A 14,937-nucleotide genomic window follows, 5' to 3' on the forward strand; every position below is an offset into this window, starting at 1 on the left:
ACAAGTGGAGTAAACATGAAGGAGGGATACGATGAAGCGTGACGAATCACAACCAGGGGTTCACCCGGATCCGCTACCGGATGACGAGTCGGATCCGGCGAAAAAACCGGCTCCGACACAGCATCCTGACCCTGATCCAGAGGAAGAATCTAACGAATAAATCGTGTAACAGTCAAAAGATCCTGCTAGCACAATGAGCTAGCAGGATCTTTTTGAGTTGGTTTATGATGTTGACTTTACAGAGCGGCTGTTTTGTAGCCGATTGAATGTCTTCTCGTTCATATGCTCCGTGATGACAAAATCACCGACTGGGCATTCCCATTTCCCTTTTTCGACAACACATTCGCGCAATGTCACTTGGTCATCGTATAAATCTAGTTCCAATGTGTCTTTCAAAAACTGATCGACTTTTTGGTTTGGAACTTTTACATATTCATTGAATTCGAGTTCTTCATTCTTGACAGTCACGTAAGAAGTGACTTGGAAATAACGCATGTGATGGTCTCCTTCATTAAAAACTAATTTCTAGTATAGCCGTTTTTGATGAAAAATGGGTGCTCAATGTTTCATTTCAGCCCGTTCACGCTTTGGAGGTGCTTCGTTGAACGGTTTTTGATGACGAATCATGAGCCAAAAAATGAGACCGAACAACGGGATGTAAGGGAGCGGCCATAAACTCATTTTGTAGCGTTTCGCGTCCCGATTCATTAACGTGATTTGAATGAATGCCAACAAAAAGAAATCAACGGTCATCGTTCGAACAAATTGATTGTTCTCCACATATGACCAGTATTCTGCAACATTTCCGGTATTGGCTGCAGCGATGAACAACCCGATTGTCACCAGTAAAAGCACAACGCCGAGGATGCGGGTCGGCAGTGGTTTGACCGGCGTCGGATAAGGTGACTGTCTCGCAAAAGCCAAATAAGGAGCGAGTAGAAATCCCCCAACGAAAAAACTGGTGACAGCGGCGATGAGTGGATTCGGTTTGAGCTGATTCACTTCTGACCAAAGAAGTGGAAACATCGCCAGGGGAAACACCCCTAAGATACTAAAGAGCGATAGAGAATAGCCTTCGTACGCCTCGGTATTATAAGTCACAAAATCGAGAAGAAAGCGTCCGTCGAACGGGACGTTTGGACCGATGACGGCGAATGCAATTGCCAGTCCCCAAGGAATCAATAAGAATTTTCTTGTCATACGAACACCTCGTCAATGGTTGATAGTTGTAGTATACCCTCTTTTGGAGACACGAAAAAATGAGAAGATGCCTGACGCATGTTCTCATTTATTTTCACGTGCATACGTTTTAATCATCGTGACGAGTTGCTGAGTTTCGTCAGCCTTCACATCAAGCATGATCCCATAATCATACAGCGAGCCTGTTTGGCCACGGTGTCTGACATGTCCCATGAGTTCGATCGGTTGAAGCGTCGGGACGAGGTCGAAAAGAAAATGGACCTGTAAATCATCAGAGAGCGGGAAGAGGTAGTCCGATCGCAATTTTAATCCATGAGAACTTACATTGAGAAGCAATCCTTCCCCATCATAGAGTTCTTTTTCTTCCCATACAAGTCGATAAGGGATGGTACGGGGATTCGGTAGGATATAGCGGAACGTCTCCTGTCGGCGATAACGCATCAATTCACCCCATTTCTTTACTTCTTTTATCGGCAAAATTGAATTTAAAATGAAGTGGAAGATTGTATAAAATTATAGTGTACTCGCTTTACAAATGTGAAAGCGCTTTCTATAATAGGTGTACGATTTGAATAGGGAGGAGATCAGATGAATGTACATGATTTACTCCGACGTTACTCGATTCAAACACCAGTCATCTATGAAAAAAAACGTAACGGGGAGTGGGTTAAACTCGAGCGCTTACCTGCTTATACCATTCTTGAAGTCGAAACGAACGATCATACCATCGAGGCGGTTGCGATTGATGCATTCAAAGCGATTACCGTCTGTCGAGAGTCGGCGTCGATTGAAGAAGCCCGTCCGTATGCTGTGCGTATCCAGATTGAACGACCATAAGAAAAGCCGTAACTTCACGTTGAAGTTACGGCTTTTCTTTATGCGGCATTCTGTTCGGTTTCGTCTTGTGGATTTGTTCGTTTTGCGTAATACATGAACGGTGTAGCCATCCACGCGATCACAAACTTCGCCACGTATGTCGTGATAAAGATATTCCACCATATGTCCCATTCCATTCCCCAAAATGCGATGATGCAGAACGTGAACGTATCAATCAATTGGGATAAGACGGTCGAACCCGTCGTACGAAGCCAAAGCTTCTTCTCACCCGTTTTTGCGCGGATCTTCGAATAGACGAAGACATCGAACAATTGAGAGACCAAATAGGCAGCAAGGCTACCGAGTGTGATCAATGGCAGCATCGAGAAGAGTGCCTCGAAGCTTTCGTGCATGAACAGTGCCTCTTCAAACGGCTCATATAACAGTGCGTATTGCATGAGTACTGTTGAGACGATCAAGATGAAAAATCCGAGCCATACGCCTTTACGGGCAGCCGCTCGCCCATGTTTTTCGTTCAAAATATCGGTTGCCAAGTAGAGCGAACCGTAAACGATGTTACCGAGCGTGAAAATGTATCCGCCAATTACAATCTGTTGCGTGACTTGGATGTTTGCAACGACCGAAGCCATCGCAATCCAAGCATATAAGCCGACTCGTCCGAATAACTTGTAACTGAGGACGAGTAGTCCGAGTGTAAGGATGGCAGAAGGAATCCATAACCATTCGTTTAGCATGAATCATGCTCCTTCCTCTAACTATTCAATGATTTCAACTTTTCAAGTTTATAGAGGAACGGAAATGATGTCAAGGTGAGGGGGGAGGGAGAGGGTCCACTTAAGTAAACACTGTAAATTATAAAACCTTCTTGTATATCAAAAAAGTGCTAGTGGAAATACCCTGTGAAGTGCAATCGTTCGACAAATTGAAAACCGATTCGACAAAGCGGTGTTCGTGACATGAAAATTAGGAAAGTGGGAACAAAGTGGGAACGGACAAAAAGAAAGCACTTCCTGTCATAAACAGGAAGTGCTTAACACCGCTCAATTGAGCGGTATTCTTGATGCCTCCGACGAGAATCGAACTCGTGCTGCAGCATTACCATTGCTGAGGTCTGCCACTAACCTACAGAGGCGTTACACCAACTATGTTACACAGATTATTCGTCGTTTTCAAGCTTTTTTAGAATAATAAGACCTCCAATCTTCGATAAAGGAAGATTGGAGGTCGGATGGTTCATGATTATTTTGTACGGATCCAAACGGCACCTGCAGAGTTGTCTTTCGCTTCACCGACTACGTCAATGACGAGACCGTATTGCGGAAGTTTGCGTCCTGCATCTGGAATGAGCGAGTTGATGTAAGAGTTTGCATCATTGAACTGCTTCACGCCAGGCTGTGCTTTGTAATCGTACACCCCACGACTCGGTGAATCAATATACCAAGCGAGCGTCTTATCGAGACTGAATGCCGCATCAGCAATTTGGTAACGTGTACTACCTGCGACTGTCTGTTGACCGTTCAAGTTACCGATGAGCGCTTCAGGATGTGAATCGACGACACCGAGGAACCCTTCACCAGGGTGGACACCGACCCAGTTGTCTGTGTACGAGTCATCACCGTACCACACGACGAGACCTGTGTTGTATTTCACGCCGCGGCCGTTGAGAAGACCCATATCCGACCCAGCGTGGTTACGCCATTCGAGGTAGTAATAGTGTGGTTTTGAATCGTATCCGTCTGAAGAGACGAATCCATCGAGCGTCACGGCTTCAGCGCCTTCCGCATCATCTGCGAAGAGTGTTGCTGATTCTGATTTAATTGACAAGTTGTCGACTGCGAAGCCTTTCATGGCGACACCGCCGTCTGTCACGTATTCAAAGACGATTTGAACATCTTGTCCAGCGAATTTTGAGAGGTCGTATGATTTGTTGACCCATGCACCGTTCGTCGTCTCAGCAGGGTAGCCCGCTTCGTTTGCACCGTTGACGTCGTCACCGAATACATCGAGAACGACTTCTTGACCACCGCTGAGGGCTTTGATGTACAAGTAATCATAGTCCGATTCGACTTCATAGAATGAATCGAATGCGAGGACTCCGTCCGCACCGAGTTTCACAGCTGGTGTTGCCATCTCAGTATGGATGTCGTCACCTTTTGTCGAGTAATAGTAGCGATCGCCATAAGCTGGTTCGATTCCTTTAATCTTCTTATCAGGAAGGTTGACTTTGACAATGCCTGGATTGTTTGATTTCGTCACAGATTGGTCGAGTTGTGCGACGAACCCTTGAGAGTTGATGTCTTCAAGGTCGACTTCTGTGATGTTTGCCCAGTTTCCACCCATGATTTTTTGGAAGTATTCTTTGTTTTGTGGTGAGAAGCTTGTTGGCTCCGTACCAGCCACTTTACCAGCCCAGCTACCGCCACTCATGATCGACCATGATTGTACCGGTTCGCCTTGACCTGTGTACTGCGTATCGTACTCATCGGGAAGACCGAGGTCATGTCCGAACTCGTGTGCGAAAACGCCGACCGCACCATCTTCAGGTTGAATCGTGTAATCATATGCAGCCATTTTCCCGCCCCAGTAAGGAACTGCAGCTTCTGTGTTGGCTACTGGATAAACACCATCAAGAACCCAGCGATGTGACCATACCGCATCGTCACCGAGCGCACCGCCACCTGCTTCTTGACCAGTCCCAGCGTGGATGATCATCAAGTGGTCAACGAGACCGTCCGGCTCATTGAAGTCACCGTCTCCATCCAAATCGTAAAGGTCGTATTGATCATGTTCTTTCAAATCGATTCCAGATGCGACCGCAGCATTCAACGCATCTTTGACGAGTTGACGAGGTCCCGGTCCGACGTTATCATGTCCGCCATCACCTTTGTCAGCTCCATAGTCTTTCGCGGTTCCCGGAACGGTCAACCACTCCGAAACCTCACCATCGACCGTATAACTTCCGCCTGATTGTTCTTCATAGTATTGTTTGAACGTTTGGACCTTTTCACCGTTAAAGAGTTCAAATTGTTGATCACCGAACATATACTTTTCGTAATGTTCTTTACTGAAGTTATCGCTGTACATATAGCCCGGCTCTTGGATGATGTTATTGTGTTTGAAGTCGCTGTACTCGACGAGGAGAACGAGGACTTTATCTTCACGTACCGAACCGTTGTATGCAGATTGCTGGGCAGGAGATACTTTTACTTGACCGTTCGGTTTCCCTTTACGGTAATTCCCTTGCCCTTTTTTCGCTTTATCAAGAATTCGTTTTGATTCCTTTTCGAATTGAGTATGTATCTTCTCTTTTGCTTTCGAAGCCTTCTCGTTCACTTTGTCGTCGTGCTTATGTGGATCTTTCGCTTCACCTTGCTTTTTCGCGATATACGCATCGACTGCTTTCATGCGTTCAGATGCGGACAATCCTTTTTTGATGACGCCACGTTTCTCGAGAGCTTTCGCGAGACGCTCTTCATCGATGATGTTGTGGTCGAACGGAGCGAGCTCGCTCGTTGTCGGAACCGATGGTGCAACCGAGAGGGGTGCAGCACCAGCTGCCGGAACGATACTGACTGTCATGGCAGATGTCATGAGAGCCGCGAGTGTCGTTCGACGGATGGAACGTTTTTTCATTTGTGTGAACCTCCTGTTAAAAAATAATGGGAAAATGTGTGAGCTTGTTGTAAATGTACTCTTTGTGTCTGATTAATGTCAATATTCAGAAAATAATAAACGAAAAAGGAGTCTAAAGACCTATTTAGTTCAATTTGACTAAATAGACTTAGACTCTAGGTCGATATATCCGTAATGGAACTTCGACGTTTTACGTTTTATGTGAGTGAAACCGTACCGTTCAAAGGTATCGCTCTCAAAATGCGCCTTCAAGACAATTCGTTTCATAGCTACTCGTGTTGCTTCGGTAATCAATTCTTGCGTGAGAGGGGAGGTGTCGGCGATTGTGCGAAGTGGGTTCAGATGAACCGATTCTGAAATCGTCTTTTCAAACATCGGATCAAAGTAAATACAATCAAACGAATTTTCCGCACACGATTTTAAATAGTCGAGAGAGTTGGAGTGAACGACCTCAATGCGTCGCATCGCCTCATTGACCTGCTCATCTTTTTCGACCCATACGGACATGCCTTCTCGGACGAGTTGTGCCGTAATGAACTGACTCTCAAGCCCGATTACTTTACCGCTTGAACCGACGACATGGCTCATGACGATACTGTCCGAGCCGAGTCCGAGTGTACAATCTAGAATATGGTCACCCGGAGTTGCTTGCATGGCGTCAATGAGTGGGTCTCTTCCGCCTCGGCTCAGTTGCTTCACCCGAAAGACGGAGCTCGATGGGTGAAAAAAGAACGGCTCTGTACTATGCAAAGGTGTGAACTCGACACGTCGTTTATCAAAGATAAGTACACCTTGTTGATGACGTTTCTTCAACTCATCAATGGAAAGTTTGCGTCGGTCGACAAATTTCATCTTGTATTCTGTGGCATGCGTATGCGCTCGAGACAAGACATCATCTGTAGGGCGCAAACAAGTAGTGACAATATACATAATCCGGGCTCCTTCATAAAAAATGAGACGCAGTTGCGTCTCATTTTTTCTTACTGAGTAAGTCTGATAATTCATCGATAAGTGCTTTATGAGAAGCGAGTTCTTTCTTCTTCTCATCGTTCACGTTCATCGGACGTTTTGAACGGCTTTGAAGCGCTTCAAGCGTTTCATCGATTGACGACTTCAACGTATCACGTTCTTCAGGTTTCAGAGATACTTCGTGCGGATTTTCGCCAGAAGCATCTAATTCGCGGAGACGTGCCATCAATTGCTTTGCCTCGCGATTCAAATCGATTAACAATCTGTCAATTTGTTCCAATCGTAATTTAATCCCATCACGTTCTGTAAACATCTGTTTCACCTCTTTTTGCGGTTTAACCCTAAGGTCTCTTCCTGTTTACTTTACCATAAAATTAGTTAAACGAAACTACCGGGAATATATTCCATTTATTTTGGCTGTAAGAAACATTGTTTCTCTATCCCCACACGAATGTCACCTGCTATACTAACTGAGCTAATAAGGAGGTGGGCGGATGGAAACGACAAATCATCCACCAAAAGCGCTCAAAGGAGCGATTGTGTCGATTACGGCATATTTGATCTTATCTATACTAAAAGTATTCTTCGGGTACTTATATGAATCTGAAGCGGTCCTAGCTGATGGATTCAACAATACGACGGATATCATTGCTTCGGTCGCGGTCTATATCGGCATTCGGGTGGCTGCATTGCCACGGGATGCCGAGCATAAATATGGTCATGCGAAAATGGAGACAATCTCTGCTCTCATCGCTTCATTAATCATGATTGCGGTCGGTATTTTCGTCTTCTTAAACAGTCTGTCGAATTTAATTGGGGGCGAGTATACAGAGCCGAACCCATTGGCGGCGGTCGTCGCCTTCGTCAGTGCGCTCGTCATGTTCGGGGTGTATCGGTTCAACTTGAACCTCGCGAGAAAAACAAAGTCATTGGCACTTAAAGCGGCGGCGAAAGACAACTTGGCCGATGCGATGATTTCAGTCGGAGCCACACTTGGTGTGCTATTTGCTTATTTCCAACTGCCCTGGATGGACACGGTCTTAGCAATTGTGATTGCCGGCATGATCATCCGGACAGCGATCCAAATCTTTTTAGATGCCACCCATCAGCTTTCTGACGGGTTCCCTCCGCACCTCGTCGAGTCCTATGAGGAGACGATTGAACAATTTGAGCGTGTGAAAGAAGTTCGGGAAATCAAAGGGCGTCATCTTGGGAATCACGTGATGCTCGATGTGACGATTGCAGTCGATGGCGATTTGACTGTGGACGCGGCCCATGAATTGTGTGACGATATCGAACGGAAACTAGATGAAGAGCATGCGGTCGATTCGGTGCATATTCATATCGAACCGGTTTGATGTTCGGTTATCTTTTGCGCTTCATGAAGGGATTCGTTTATAATAAGCGCAGACAGATATTGAACTACTAGTTAAGGAGGGCACGGGATGAACATCGTGCGTCAACCTATTCGCCAGATTGATGAGATTGAATATGAACACTTTCAAAAATATGGAGAAAGTGCATATGGCGTTTCTGCTGAAGAGTTGAAAGGGATCCTCGAGGAAATGGGGGCGGAGCAACTTTATCACGCAGAAGAGCATAGTTATGGAGAAGACTTCTATTACGACTTGATGGTCGATGACAAACTGGTCGGTAAAGTCTTGTTACTCAAGCTTGCCCGCGTATACCAACTCGACCTGATGGTGTTCGATGCGTACAAAAACAAAGGATATGCGACGGAAGGTTTGCGTCTTGCCTTACTGGACTCAAAATTGATGGATGGACAAACAGTCCGGGCTGGCATCCCACCGACGAGCCCACATCAACAAGAGATGCATCATGTTCTTATTCAGAACGGGTTCGAAAAGCGGAACGGTTTGTATTATTTAAATTTTAAGAAACGATATGTGGTAAACCATTAAGCTGACGGCGTCTCGCACGTCAGCTTTTTTCATATGGAGGGGTAAGGATGAAGCAAGTCACCATTAAAGACATTGCGGAGCTCGCTGGTGTCGCCAAAAGTACGGTCTCACGCTATCTGAACGGTGGATCGGTTGGAAAGGCAACAAGGGAAAAACTCGACCGGGTCATTCGAGATACGAACTATGAGCCGAATCAGTTCGCTCAAAGTCTCAAGTCGAAACAGACGAAGATGATTGGGGTCATCGTTCCACGGCTCGATTCGTATGCCGCCTCACGGACGATGATGGGGATTGATGAACAGCTCACGGAACGAGGATATCAAATGCTCGTCGTCAATACAGCACAACAGACGGAACGAGAAATCGAACAGCTATACAATTTAGCCAAACAAAAAGTCGCCGGAATCATCTGGCTTGGAACGACGGTCACGGAACGTCATCTTGAGGCGATTGAGGCGATTCAAATCCCGGTCTTGTTGATTGGTCAGCAACATGACAATGTCCATAGTCTCGTCTATCCTGACTATGATGCGGCCTATGCGCTCGGTAAACAGTTCACGGAGTGGGGTCATCGAAACGTGGTCTATGTCGGGGTGTATGAATCGGATATCGCGGTCGGTCAAGCACGCCGTGACGGATTTTTGAAGGCGTTTCAAGAATCGGAGGCAAATGTCAAAGTCATTCAAACGACGTTTAAGATTGAGGACGCCATTCCAATCGGTGAACAGTTGGCGAATGATGTCGGCACTGTTTCGTTGATTGTTTGTGCGACCGACAACATTGCGTTAGGCGTCTTGAAAGGATTAGCGAATCAAGGGGTCTCTGTCCCGAGAGATGTCTCTGTCAGTGGATTTGGAGGATATGATTTCACGGAAGTCCTGCATCCATCCATCACGACGGTACACCTTCCTTATCGCCGAACTGGTGCGAAAGCTGCCGACATGATGCTACAGCTCTTACACGGTGAACACGTCCCAATGAAAACGTTCACAATTTTTGAATTAAAAGTGCGCGAAAGCGTTGACAAGTTGAATTAAATCGTTTACATTTGTGTTGCGGAACCGGTTCCGCAACATTTTTTATTCTAAAATGGAACCGGTACCAATCGTATAAAGAACTCATATGATTTTTGGAGGTGGACGATATGAACACCGTACATTGTATCGGCGAATTGTTGATTGACTGGGTATGCGAGGATGCGTCTAGCGATCTCGTGAACGGGACGACGTTCGTCAAGAAAGCTGGAGGCGCACCTGCGAATGTCGCGGCAGTCGTCAGTAAGCACGGGGGACAATCCAGTTTCCTCGGACAGGTTGGAGATGACCCGTTTGGTCTCTTCTTGAAACAGACGTTGGTCGAGAACGGCGTCCGAACAGAAAACCTTGTGGAGTCTGGAGATACGACATTCGCATTCGTATCGATTCAAGAGGACGGAGAGCGGGACTTCACATTCCGTCGCGGAAGTGACGGGGAGTATGCCTTCGAGTCGATCGACTTATCGGTGATCGAGTCAGGAGACATCATTCATTTCGGCTCGGCGACAGCACTACTTGATGGGAAATTGAAAGACGCGTACTTCAAGTTATTGCAATTTGCAAAACGAGACGGTTTGTTCATTTCATTTGACCCAAACTATCGTGATGCATTGATCACTGACCTCGAACAGTTTAAACAAGACGCGAGACATTTCATCGCAGAAGCAGACTTCGTCAAACTAAGTGAAGAAGAAGCCCACTTGTTAACGGGTGAGAAGCAACTTGAAGAAGCGGTTCGAGCGCTTCTCCGATTAGGTGCTAAACAGGTGGCAATCACACTCGGATCTCGTGGCACATTGATTGCGACAACGGATCACCACGAAATCGTTCCATCGATTGCGATTGAGAGTGTGGATTCGACGGGTGCAGGTGATGCATTCGTTGGTGCCTATTTGTATCGTTTGGCGACACTCGGGATGGACCCGCAGCGGTTACGTTCCGACATTGAATATGCGAATGTAACAGGAGCATTGACATGTACGGCTTATGGAGCCATTCCAGCCATTCCAACACGACAGCTTGTAAATGAAACGTTAGGAGGGAAATGAAAATGGATTACAAAAAAGAAGCAGCGTCGATATTAGAGGCAATCGGCGGTAAAGAGAACGTTGCGGCAGCGGCGCATTGTGCGACTCGTCTTCGTCTCGTATTGAACGATGAGTCAAAGGTCGATGAGAAAGCACTCGAACAACTTGACGTCGTCAAAGGAACGTTCTCGACAGGAGGACAATACCAAATCATCATCGGACAAGGTACGGTCAACAAGGTTTATACCGAATTTTCACAATTGACAGGTCTTGGAGACATGTCAACGACAGACGTGAAGTCAGCCGGAGCAAAAAAGATGAACCCGCTCCAGCAATTCGTCAAAATGTTATCAGATATCTTCGTCCCAATCATTCCGGCCATCGTCGCCGGAGGTCTCTTGATGGGGATCAACAACCTATTGACAGCACCGGATTTGTTTTTTGAAGGACGTTCATTGATTGACCAGTATCCAGGCATGGCAGACATAGCAGCGATGATCAATACGTTCGCAAACGCCGCCTTCGTCTTCCTACCTGTACTTATAGGGTTCTCCGCAGCCAAGCGGTTCGGTGGTAACCCATATCTCGGTGCAGCACTCGGGATGATCATGGTTCACCCGGACTTGATCAATGCATACGCTCAGGCAAGCGTTGAGGAGATTCCGGTTTGGAACATCTTTGGGCTTGAGATTGAGAAGTTAGGATACCAAGGACAAGTCTTACCAGTCCTCGTCTCGACGTATATTTTATCGAAACTTGAAATCAACATTCGGAAGTTTATGCCGGCATCACTTGATATTTTGCTCACGCCATTGCTCTCACTTCTCTTCACAGCATTCATCACGTTCGCCTTCGTGGGTCCGATTACACGCGAAGCAGGGAACTTAATCATTGATGGGTTGGTATGGACGTATGATTCACTCGGATTCGTCGGTGGCTTGATCATGGGTCTTCTCTACGCTCCAATCGTTATCACGGGGATGCACCATAGCTTCATCGCAATTGAGACACAGCTTCTCGCCGATATCGCTGAAACAGGGGGATCGTTCATCTTCCCAATCGCTGCGATGTCAAACGTCGCACAAGGGGCAGCTACCCTTGCGGTCTTCTTCTTGACTGCTGATAAGAAGATGAAAGGTGTCGCCTCAGCATCAGGAATCTCTGCATTACTTGGGATCACAGAGCCTGCCATGTTCGGGGTCAACTTAAAACTTCGTTATCCATTCATTGCAGCCATCGTTGGTTCAGCCGTTGCGTCTGCATTCATCGTTGGAAACGACGTATTGGCAGTAGCGCTCGGTGCTGCCGGATTACCAGGAATTATCTCAATCGCACCGGGTTCGATCATCTCGTATATCATTGGTATGGCCATCGCATTTGCCGTGACATTCGGATTGACATTCATCCTTGCGAAACGACAAGCAAAAAAAGAAGCGGTCAAACAAGCCGCGTAACGAAAAAGGAAGTGACACTATGAATTGGACGAAGGCCGAACGTTATCGTTCACTCCGTGACGTGAGCGCCCTCGAGATGGAGGTGCTCCGTGCAAAGACGGCCGCATCCCCGTGGCGGTTTGGGTACCATATCCAGCCGCCGACGGGCCTCCTCAATGACCCGAACGGCTTCGCATATTACGATGGAGAGTACCATCTATTCTATCAATGGTTCCCGCTCGGGCCAGTTCACGGTCTCAAACATTGGTATCATGTCAGTTCGAAAGATCTTGTCCATTGGACCGACCGCGGGGTGGCGTTAGTCCCTGAAACGAAAGAAGATTCCCATGGTGCCTATTCAGGAAGTGGTTTCGTCGTAAACGACACCCTTCACGTGATGTATACCGGGAATCATCGTACGGACGATTGGACGCGTCACGCCTCGCAAATCATCGGTGTACTGCGTGACGGGATGATCGAGCGGCGCAACGTGGCCATCCCGGATATTCCGGCCGGTTACACGGAACATTTCCGCGATCCGAAAGTATGGGAAGAAGATGGATCATATTATGCGATTGTCGGTGCACAGCGAACGGATGAGACAGGATGTGTCGTCTTATATCGTTCGACCGACTTGAATGAATGGACGTTTTTAGGTGAAGTGAAGACGGGGCTCGAGCGGTTCGGTTACATGTGGGAATGTCCTGACGTGTTTGAACTGAATGGAAGGCATGTCCTCATTTTTTCTCCGCAAGGGATTGAGCCTGAAGGTCATCGCTATCACAACATCTATCAATCTGGATACGTCACAGGCACTCTTGATTTAGAGACGCTCGTCTTCACGCACGAGTCGTTTGAAGAGATCGACTTCGGTTTCGACTTTTATGCTCCACAAACGACGGAGCATGACGGTCGTCGCATTCTAGTCGGTTGGATGGGCCTACCGGAGATCGAATATCCGACAGATCGGTATGGCTGGGCCCATGCGTTGACGCTTCCTCGAGAACTCTCGCTTGAAGATGGCGTATTAAAACAACGACCAATCTCTGAAATGAAGCAACTCCGACAAGACCAGTTTGTCAACGAATCAGGGACACGGCTTGACGTGATCTCACCCGAACGTTTTGAATTGGAACTGTCGACAGCTGGAGAAGACTTCAAACTTGAACTATTGAAGACAGAAGATAAGTCGCTCGTGATTCGGTACGAGAAAGATACAAACGAATTGACCATCGATCGGACAAACGCGGGTGAACCGTTCGCGACGGAGTTTGGGACGACCCGGACAAAAGTGATTGAGGTCACGTCCCTTCATCTGTATGTCGACTCGTCGAGTGTCGAATGTTTCGTCAACGACGGTGATGCTGTGGCAACCCTTCGCGTCTTCCCATGTGATGGTGAGAAACGGGTTCGCTACGTCGGAGACGGGGCAAGTTTAGTCGGTTGGAAATTTGAATGAATGTAAAAGCTGAGCGTTTGCTCGGCTTTTTAATTTTTCCAAATGTTGAAACCGTTTCGATTGGATCTACGTATAGATGAAGAGAAGAGAGAGGTGAGAGAATGAATAAAATGATGAAGTGGGTTGATGAGATTCGAACGATTACCGCACCATTTGGAGATCCGATTGGAGAGATTGAGAATGAAGAAGTTGAACGCGTGATGGTGGCGGAGTCGACGGTGCGCGGAATAATGAATCCAGAAGTGAAGTTAGAGTTTCATGAATTAAGCCAGGTGCGGGTGTTCGCGGAAATGCTACGTAGTTCAGAAGAAATCGAGGACATCGAAATTGAAGTGGTACCCGATTTTGATCTCTTGCTGCAATTTAAAGGTGGCGATCAAGAACGATATCAGCTGTGGCTCGGTCAAGCGAACCGTCCGAGTGTCATCACGCATCTTGAGCGAACGGATGTTTTCTGGCGACTACCGGAACATACGACGAATCAATTGATTGATGCCCTCGGGTTAGATACGTAAAAAAGCACCTCTTTTTGAGATGCTTACGAGTTGAATCGGATAAACCGTTCGATTTGTCGCTCTGATTTTCTCGCTTGTCGTCCGACCCAAATCAAGTGGCCGGGACTGTTCAGGATTGTTAACTGAGCATGCGGGATCAATCGCTTCGCGTAATGCGCATGACGAACGGGGACGGCCTTGTCATTTTTTGAATGGACGATGTAGGTCGGGCAGGTGACACCGAGTAAGACCTCACTTGAGACACTTTGTTTTAAATCGAACTGTGCGCCAAGTCCAAACGCCATCTGATTCGCGACACGTTTTAGGAGAAAGATGTCGTAGGGTGACACCTCTTCTCGAATCGTCTCGAGTGCCAACACACTCGTCGATTGAATCATACGGGCCGTCGCTTCGAATGGATGTTTTTGAATGGCACGAGCGATGAACTGTTTCATGATGTATTGAAGTGCGATAAATGCGGGTTGTACGACATTTCGGCTGACCGTGTCCCGATACGGGAAATCAACGACACTCGTCACGGCGGCAGCGAGGGTCAAACTAAGGACACACTGATTCTGTGAAGCGAGCTCGATCGCGGTCGGTCCTCCGGCAGAGATGCCATAGACATGATATCGATCAATATCTAGCATTTGCATCAAGTGAGAGAGTCGGGATGCAAACAATTGAGGAGATGCTGAAAAAGAGTATGGTGTTTCTCCATATCCGGGTCTAGATGGGACAATGACCCGGAAACCGGATAAAACGAGTTGGTCCACATGGTATGGTTCTAAACTCGATGACTGGGTCCCATGGATCAGTACGATGACGGGACCGTGACCGCGGTCTATATATTCGATTTTTGAGCCGTCGACGTGTGCATAATATTTCAACTTAGATGGCGCCTCCTTAAACGTTTTGTAATGGAAAA

Annotated in this window: 17 protein-coding genes and 1 tRNA gene; 9 read left to right on the plus strand and 9 right to left on the minus strand. The window is 47.0% G+C overall.

Annotation, left to right across the window (positions count from 1 at the left end):
• Positions 1–31: 31 nt before the first annotated feature.
• Positions 32–160, plus strand: a complete 129-nt coding sequence (locus ACFO4U_RS03565; RefSeq protein ID WP_255541905.1) for a hypothetical protein — start codon at positions 32–34, stop codon at positions 158–160.
• A gap of 62 nt (positions 161–222) precedes the next feature.
• Here the strand turns inward: ACFO4U_RS03565 and ACFO4U_RS03570 are convergent, their stop codons facing one another.
• From ACFO4U_RS03570 to ACFO4U_RS03580, 3 genes are all read right to left on the minus strand, one after another.
• Complete coding sequence (locus tag ACFO4U_RS03570) at positions 223–495, minus strand: hypothetical protein (RefSeq protein WP_074037074.1); 273 nt, start codon at positions 493–495, stop codon at positions 223–225.
• A 63-nt stretch (positions 496–558) separates the two neighbouring features.
• The gene (locus ACFO4U_RS03575; protein WP_078146855.1) at positions 559–1,200 is read right to left on the minus strand and encodes a hypothetical protein; all 642 of its coding nucleotides are present in this window, start codon (positions 1,198–1,200) and stop codon (positions 559–561) included.
• An 84-nt stretch (positions 1,201–1,284) separates the two neighbouring features.
• A complete protein-coding gene (locus tag ACFO4U_RS03580) occupies positions 1,285–1,641 on the minus strand; it encodes a PilZ domain-containing protein (protein ID WP_012726233.1) in 357 nt (118 codons plus the stop codon).
• A gap of 147 nt (positions 1,642–1,788) precedes the next feature.
• Between ACFO4U_RS03580 and ACFO4U_RS03585 the strand changes: the two genes are divergently transcribed.
• Complete coding sequence (locus ACFO4U_RS03585) at positions 1,789–2,037, plus strand: hypothetical protein (protein ID WP_159562253.1); 249 nt, start codon at positions 1,789–1,791, stop codon at positions 2,035–2,037.
• A gap of 38 nt (positions 2,038–2,075) precedes the next feature.
• Here ACFO4U_RS03585 and ACFO4U_RS03590 read toward each other — a convergent pair whose 3' ends face one another.
• The 5 genes from ACFO4U_RS03590 to ACFO4U_RS03610 all read right to left on the minus strand — a co-directional run bounded on the left by ACFO4U_RS03590 (position 2,076) and on the right by ACFO4U_RS03610 (position 6,952).
• Positions 2,076–2,771 carry a queuosine precursor transporter gene (locus ACFO4U_RS03590; protein ID WP_215243978.1) on the minus strand — a complete coding sequence of 232 codons (696 nt, stop codon included), beginning with the start codon at positions 2,769–2,771 and terminating at the stop codon, positions 2,076–2,078.
• 327 nt (positions 2,772–3,098) lie between these two features.
• Positions 3,099–3,169: transfer RNA gene (locus ACFO4U_RS03595), tRNA-Thr, on the minus strand.
• A 107-nt stretch (positions 3,170–3,276) separates the two neighbouring features.
• The gene (locus ACFO4U_RS03600; RefSeq protein WP_215243977.1) at positions 3,277–5,670 is read right to left on the minus strand and encodes an immune inhibitor A domain-containing protein; all 2,394 of its coding nucleotides are present in this window, start codon (positions 5,668–5,670) and stop codon (positions 3,277–3,279) included.
• A 138-nt stretch (positions 5,671–5,808) separates the two neighbouring features.
• On the minus strand, positions 5,809–6,600 hold the full coding sequence (locus tag ACFO4U_RS03605; RefSeq protein WP_215243976.1) for a class I SAM-dependent methyltransferase: 792 nt from the start codon (positions 6,598–6,600) through the stop codon (positions 5,809–5,811).
• Positions 6,601–6,640: 40 nt separating this feature from the next.
• Positions 6,641–6,952 carry a hypothetical protein gene (locus ACFO4U_RS03610; protein ID WP_012726238.1) on the minus strand — a complete coding sequence of 104 codons (312 nt, stop codon included), beginning with the start codon at positions 6,950–6,952 and terminating at the stop codon, positions 6,641–6,643.
• Positions 6,953–7,133: 181 nt separating this feature from the next.
• Between ACFO4U_RS03610 and ACFO4U_RS03615 the strand changes: the two genes are divergently transcribed.
• The 7 genes from ACFO4U_RS03615 (at position 7,134) to ACFO4U_RS03645 (ending at position 14,030) form a co-directional block, all read left to right on the plus strand.
• Positions 7,134–7,997, plus strand: coding sequence for a cation diffusion facilitator family transporter (locus ACFO4U_RS03615; protein WP_159562257.1), 864 nt, complete (start codon positions 7,134–7,136; stop codon positions 7,995–7,997).
• 87 nt (positions 7,998–8,084) lie between these two features.
• The gene (locus ACFO4U_RS03620; protein ID WP_159562258.1) at positions 8,085–8,561 is read left to right on the plus strand and encodes an N-acetyltransferase; all 477 of its coding nucleotides are present in this window, start codon (positions 8,085–8,087) and stop codon (positions 8,559–8,561) included.
• A gap of 47 nt (positions 8,562–8,608) precedes the next feature.
• On the plus strand, positions 8,609–9,598 hold the full coding sequence (locus tag ACFO4U_RS03625; RefSeq protein WP_214690948.1) for a LacI family DNA-binding transcriptional regulator: 990 nt from the start codon (positions 8,609–8,611) through the stop codon (positions 9,596–9,598).
• A 107-nt stretch (positions 9,599–9,705) separates the two neighbouring features.
• Positions 9,706–10,644, plus strand: a complete 939-nt coding sequence (locus ACFO4U_RS03630; RefSeq protein WP_215243975.1) for a carbohydrate kinase family protein — start codon at positions 9,706–9,708, stop codon at positions 10,642–10,644.
• A gap of 2 nt (positions 10,645–10,646) precedes the next feature.
• On the plus strand, positions 10,647–12,077 hold the full coding sequence (locus ACFO4U_RS03635) for a sucrose-specific PTS transporter subunit IIBC (RefSeq protein ID WP_196430677.1): 1,431 nt from the start codon (positions 10,647–10,649) through the stop codon (positions 12,075–12,077).
• A gap of 19 nt (positions 12,078–12,096) precedes the next feature.
• Positions 12,097–13,515, plus strand: coding sequence for a glycoside hydrolase family 32 protein (locus ACFO4U_RS03640; RefSeq protein ID WP_215243974.1), 1,419 nt, complete (start codon positions 12,097–12,099; stop codon positions 13,513–13,515).
• 101 nt (positions 13,516–13,616) lie between these two features.
• Positions 13,617–14,030 carry a YhfM domain-containing protein gene (locus ACFO4U_RS03645; protein ID WP_215243973.1) on the plus strand — a complete coding sequence of 138 codons (414 nt, stop codon included), beginning with the start codon at positions 13,617–13,619 and terminating at the stop codon, positions 14,028–14,030.
• A gap of 23 nt (positions 14,031–14,053) precedes the next feature.
• Here ACFO4U_RS03645 and ACFO4U_RS03650 read toward each other — a convergent pair whose 3' ends face one another.
• Positions 14,054–14,899: an alpha/beta fold hydrolase gene (locus tag ACFO4U_RS03650; protein WP_214690945.1), complete on the minus strand. Its 846-nt coding sequence runs from the start codon at positions 14,897–14,899 to the stop codon at positions 14,054–14,056.
• Positions 14,900–14,937 lie beyond the last annotated feature (38 nt).

It is taken from the genome of Exiguobacterium profundum, assembly GCF_042652865.1.
In the GTDB taxonomy this organism is placed as follows: Bacteria; Bacillota; Bacilli; order Exiguobacteriales; family Exiguobacteriaceae; genus Exiguobacterium; species Exiguobacterium profundum.

Excerpts from the sequence above, each read along its gene's own strand:
- ACFO4U_RS03605 (WP_215243976.1), bottom strand. The coding sequence starts at position 6,600 with ATGTATATTGTCACTACTTGTTTGCGCCCTACAGATGATGTCTTGTCT.
- ACFO4U_RS03645 (WP_215243973.1), top strand. The coding sequence starts at position 13,617 with ATGAATAAAATGATGAAGTGGGTTGATGAGATTCGAACGATTACCGCA.
- ACFO4U_RS03600 (WP_215243977.1), bottom strand. The coding sequence starts at position 5,670 with ATGAAAAAACGTTCCATCCGTCGAACGACACTCGCGGCTCTCATGACA.
- ACFO4U_RS03625 (WP_214690948.1), top strand. The coding sequence starts at position 8,609 with ATGAAGCAAGTCACCATTAAAGACATTGCGGAGCTCGCTGGTGTCGCC.
- ACFO4U_RS03620 (WP_159562258.1), top strand. The coding sequence starts at position 8,085 with ATGAACATCGTGCGTCAACCTATTCGCCAGATTGATGAGATTGAATAT.
- ACFO4U_RS03590 (WP_215243978.1), bottom strand. The coding sequence starts at position 2,771 with ATGCTAAACGAATGGTTATGGATTCCTTCTGCCATCCTTACACTCGGA.
- ACFO4U_RS03585 (WP_159562253.1), top strand. The coding sequence starts at position 1,789 with ATGAATGTACATGATTTACTCCGACGTTACTCGATTCAAACACCAGTC.
- ACFO4U_RS03640 (WP_215243974.1), top strand. The coding sequence starts at position 12,097 with ATGAATTGGACGAAGGCCGAACGTTATCGTTCACTCCGTGACGTGAGC.
- ACFO4U_RS03575 (WP_078146855.1), bottom strand. The coding sequence starts at position 1,200 with ATGACAAGAAAATTCTTATTGATTCCTTGGGGACTGGCAATTGCATTC.
- ACFO4U_RS03580 (WP_012726233.1), bottom strand. The coding sequence starts at position 1,641 with ATGCGTTATCGCCGACAGGAGACGTTCCGCTATATCCTACCGAATCCC.
- ACFO4U_RS03565 (WP_255541905.1), top strand. The coding sequence starts at position 32 with ATGAAGCGTGACGAATCACAACCAGGGGTTCACCCGGATCCGCTACCG.
- ACFO4U_RS03615 (WP_159562257.1), top strand. The coding sequence starts at position 7,134 with ATGGAAACGACAAATCATCCACCAAAAGCGCTCAAAGGAGCGATTGTG.
- ACFO4U_RS03630 (WP_215243975.1), top strand. The coding sequence starts at position 9,706 with ATGAACACCGTACATTGTATCGGCGAATTGTTGATTGACTGGGTATGC.
- ACFO4U_RS03635 (WP_196430677.1), top strand. The coding sequence starts at position 10,647 with ATGGATTACAAAAAAGAAGCAGCGTCGATATTAGAGGCAATCGGCGGT.
- ACFO4U_RS03610 (WP_012726238.1), bottom strand. The coding sequence starts at position 6,952 with ATGTTTACAGAACGTGATGGGATTAAATTACGATTGGAACAAATTGAC.
- ACFO4U_RS03570 (WP_074037074.1), bottom strand. The coding sequence starts at position 495 with ATGCGTTATTTCCAAGTCACTTCTTACGTGACTGTCAAGAATGAAGAA.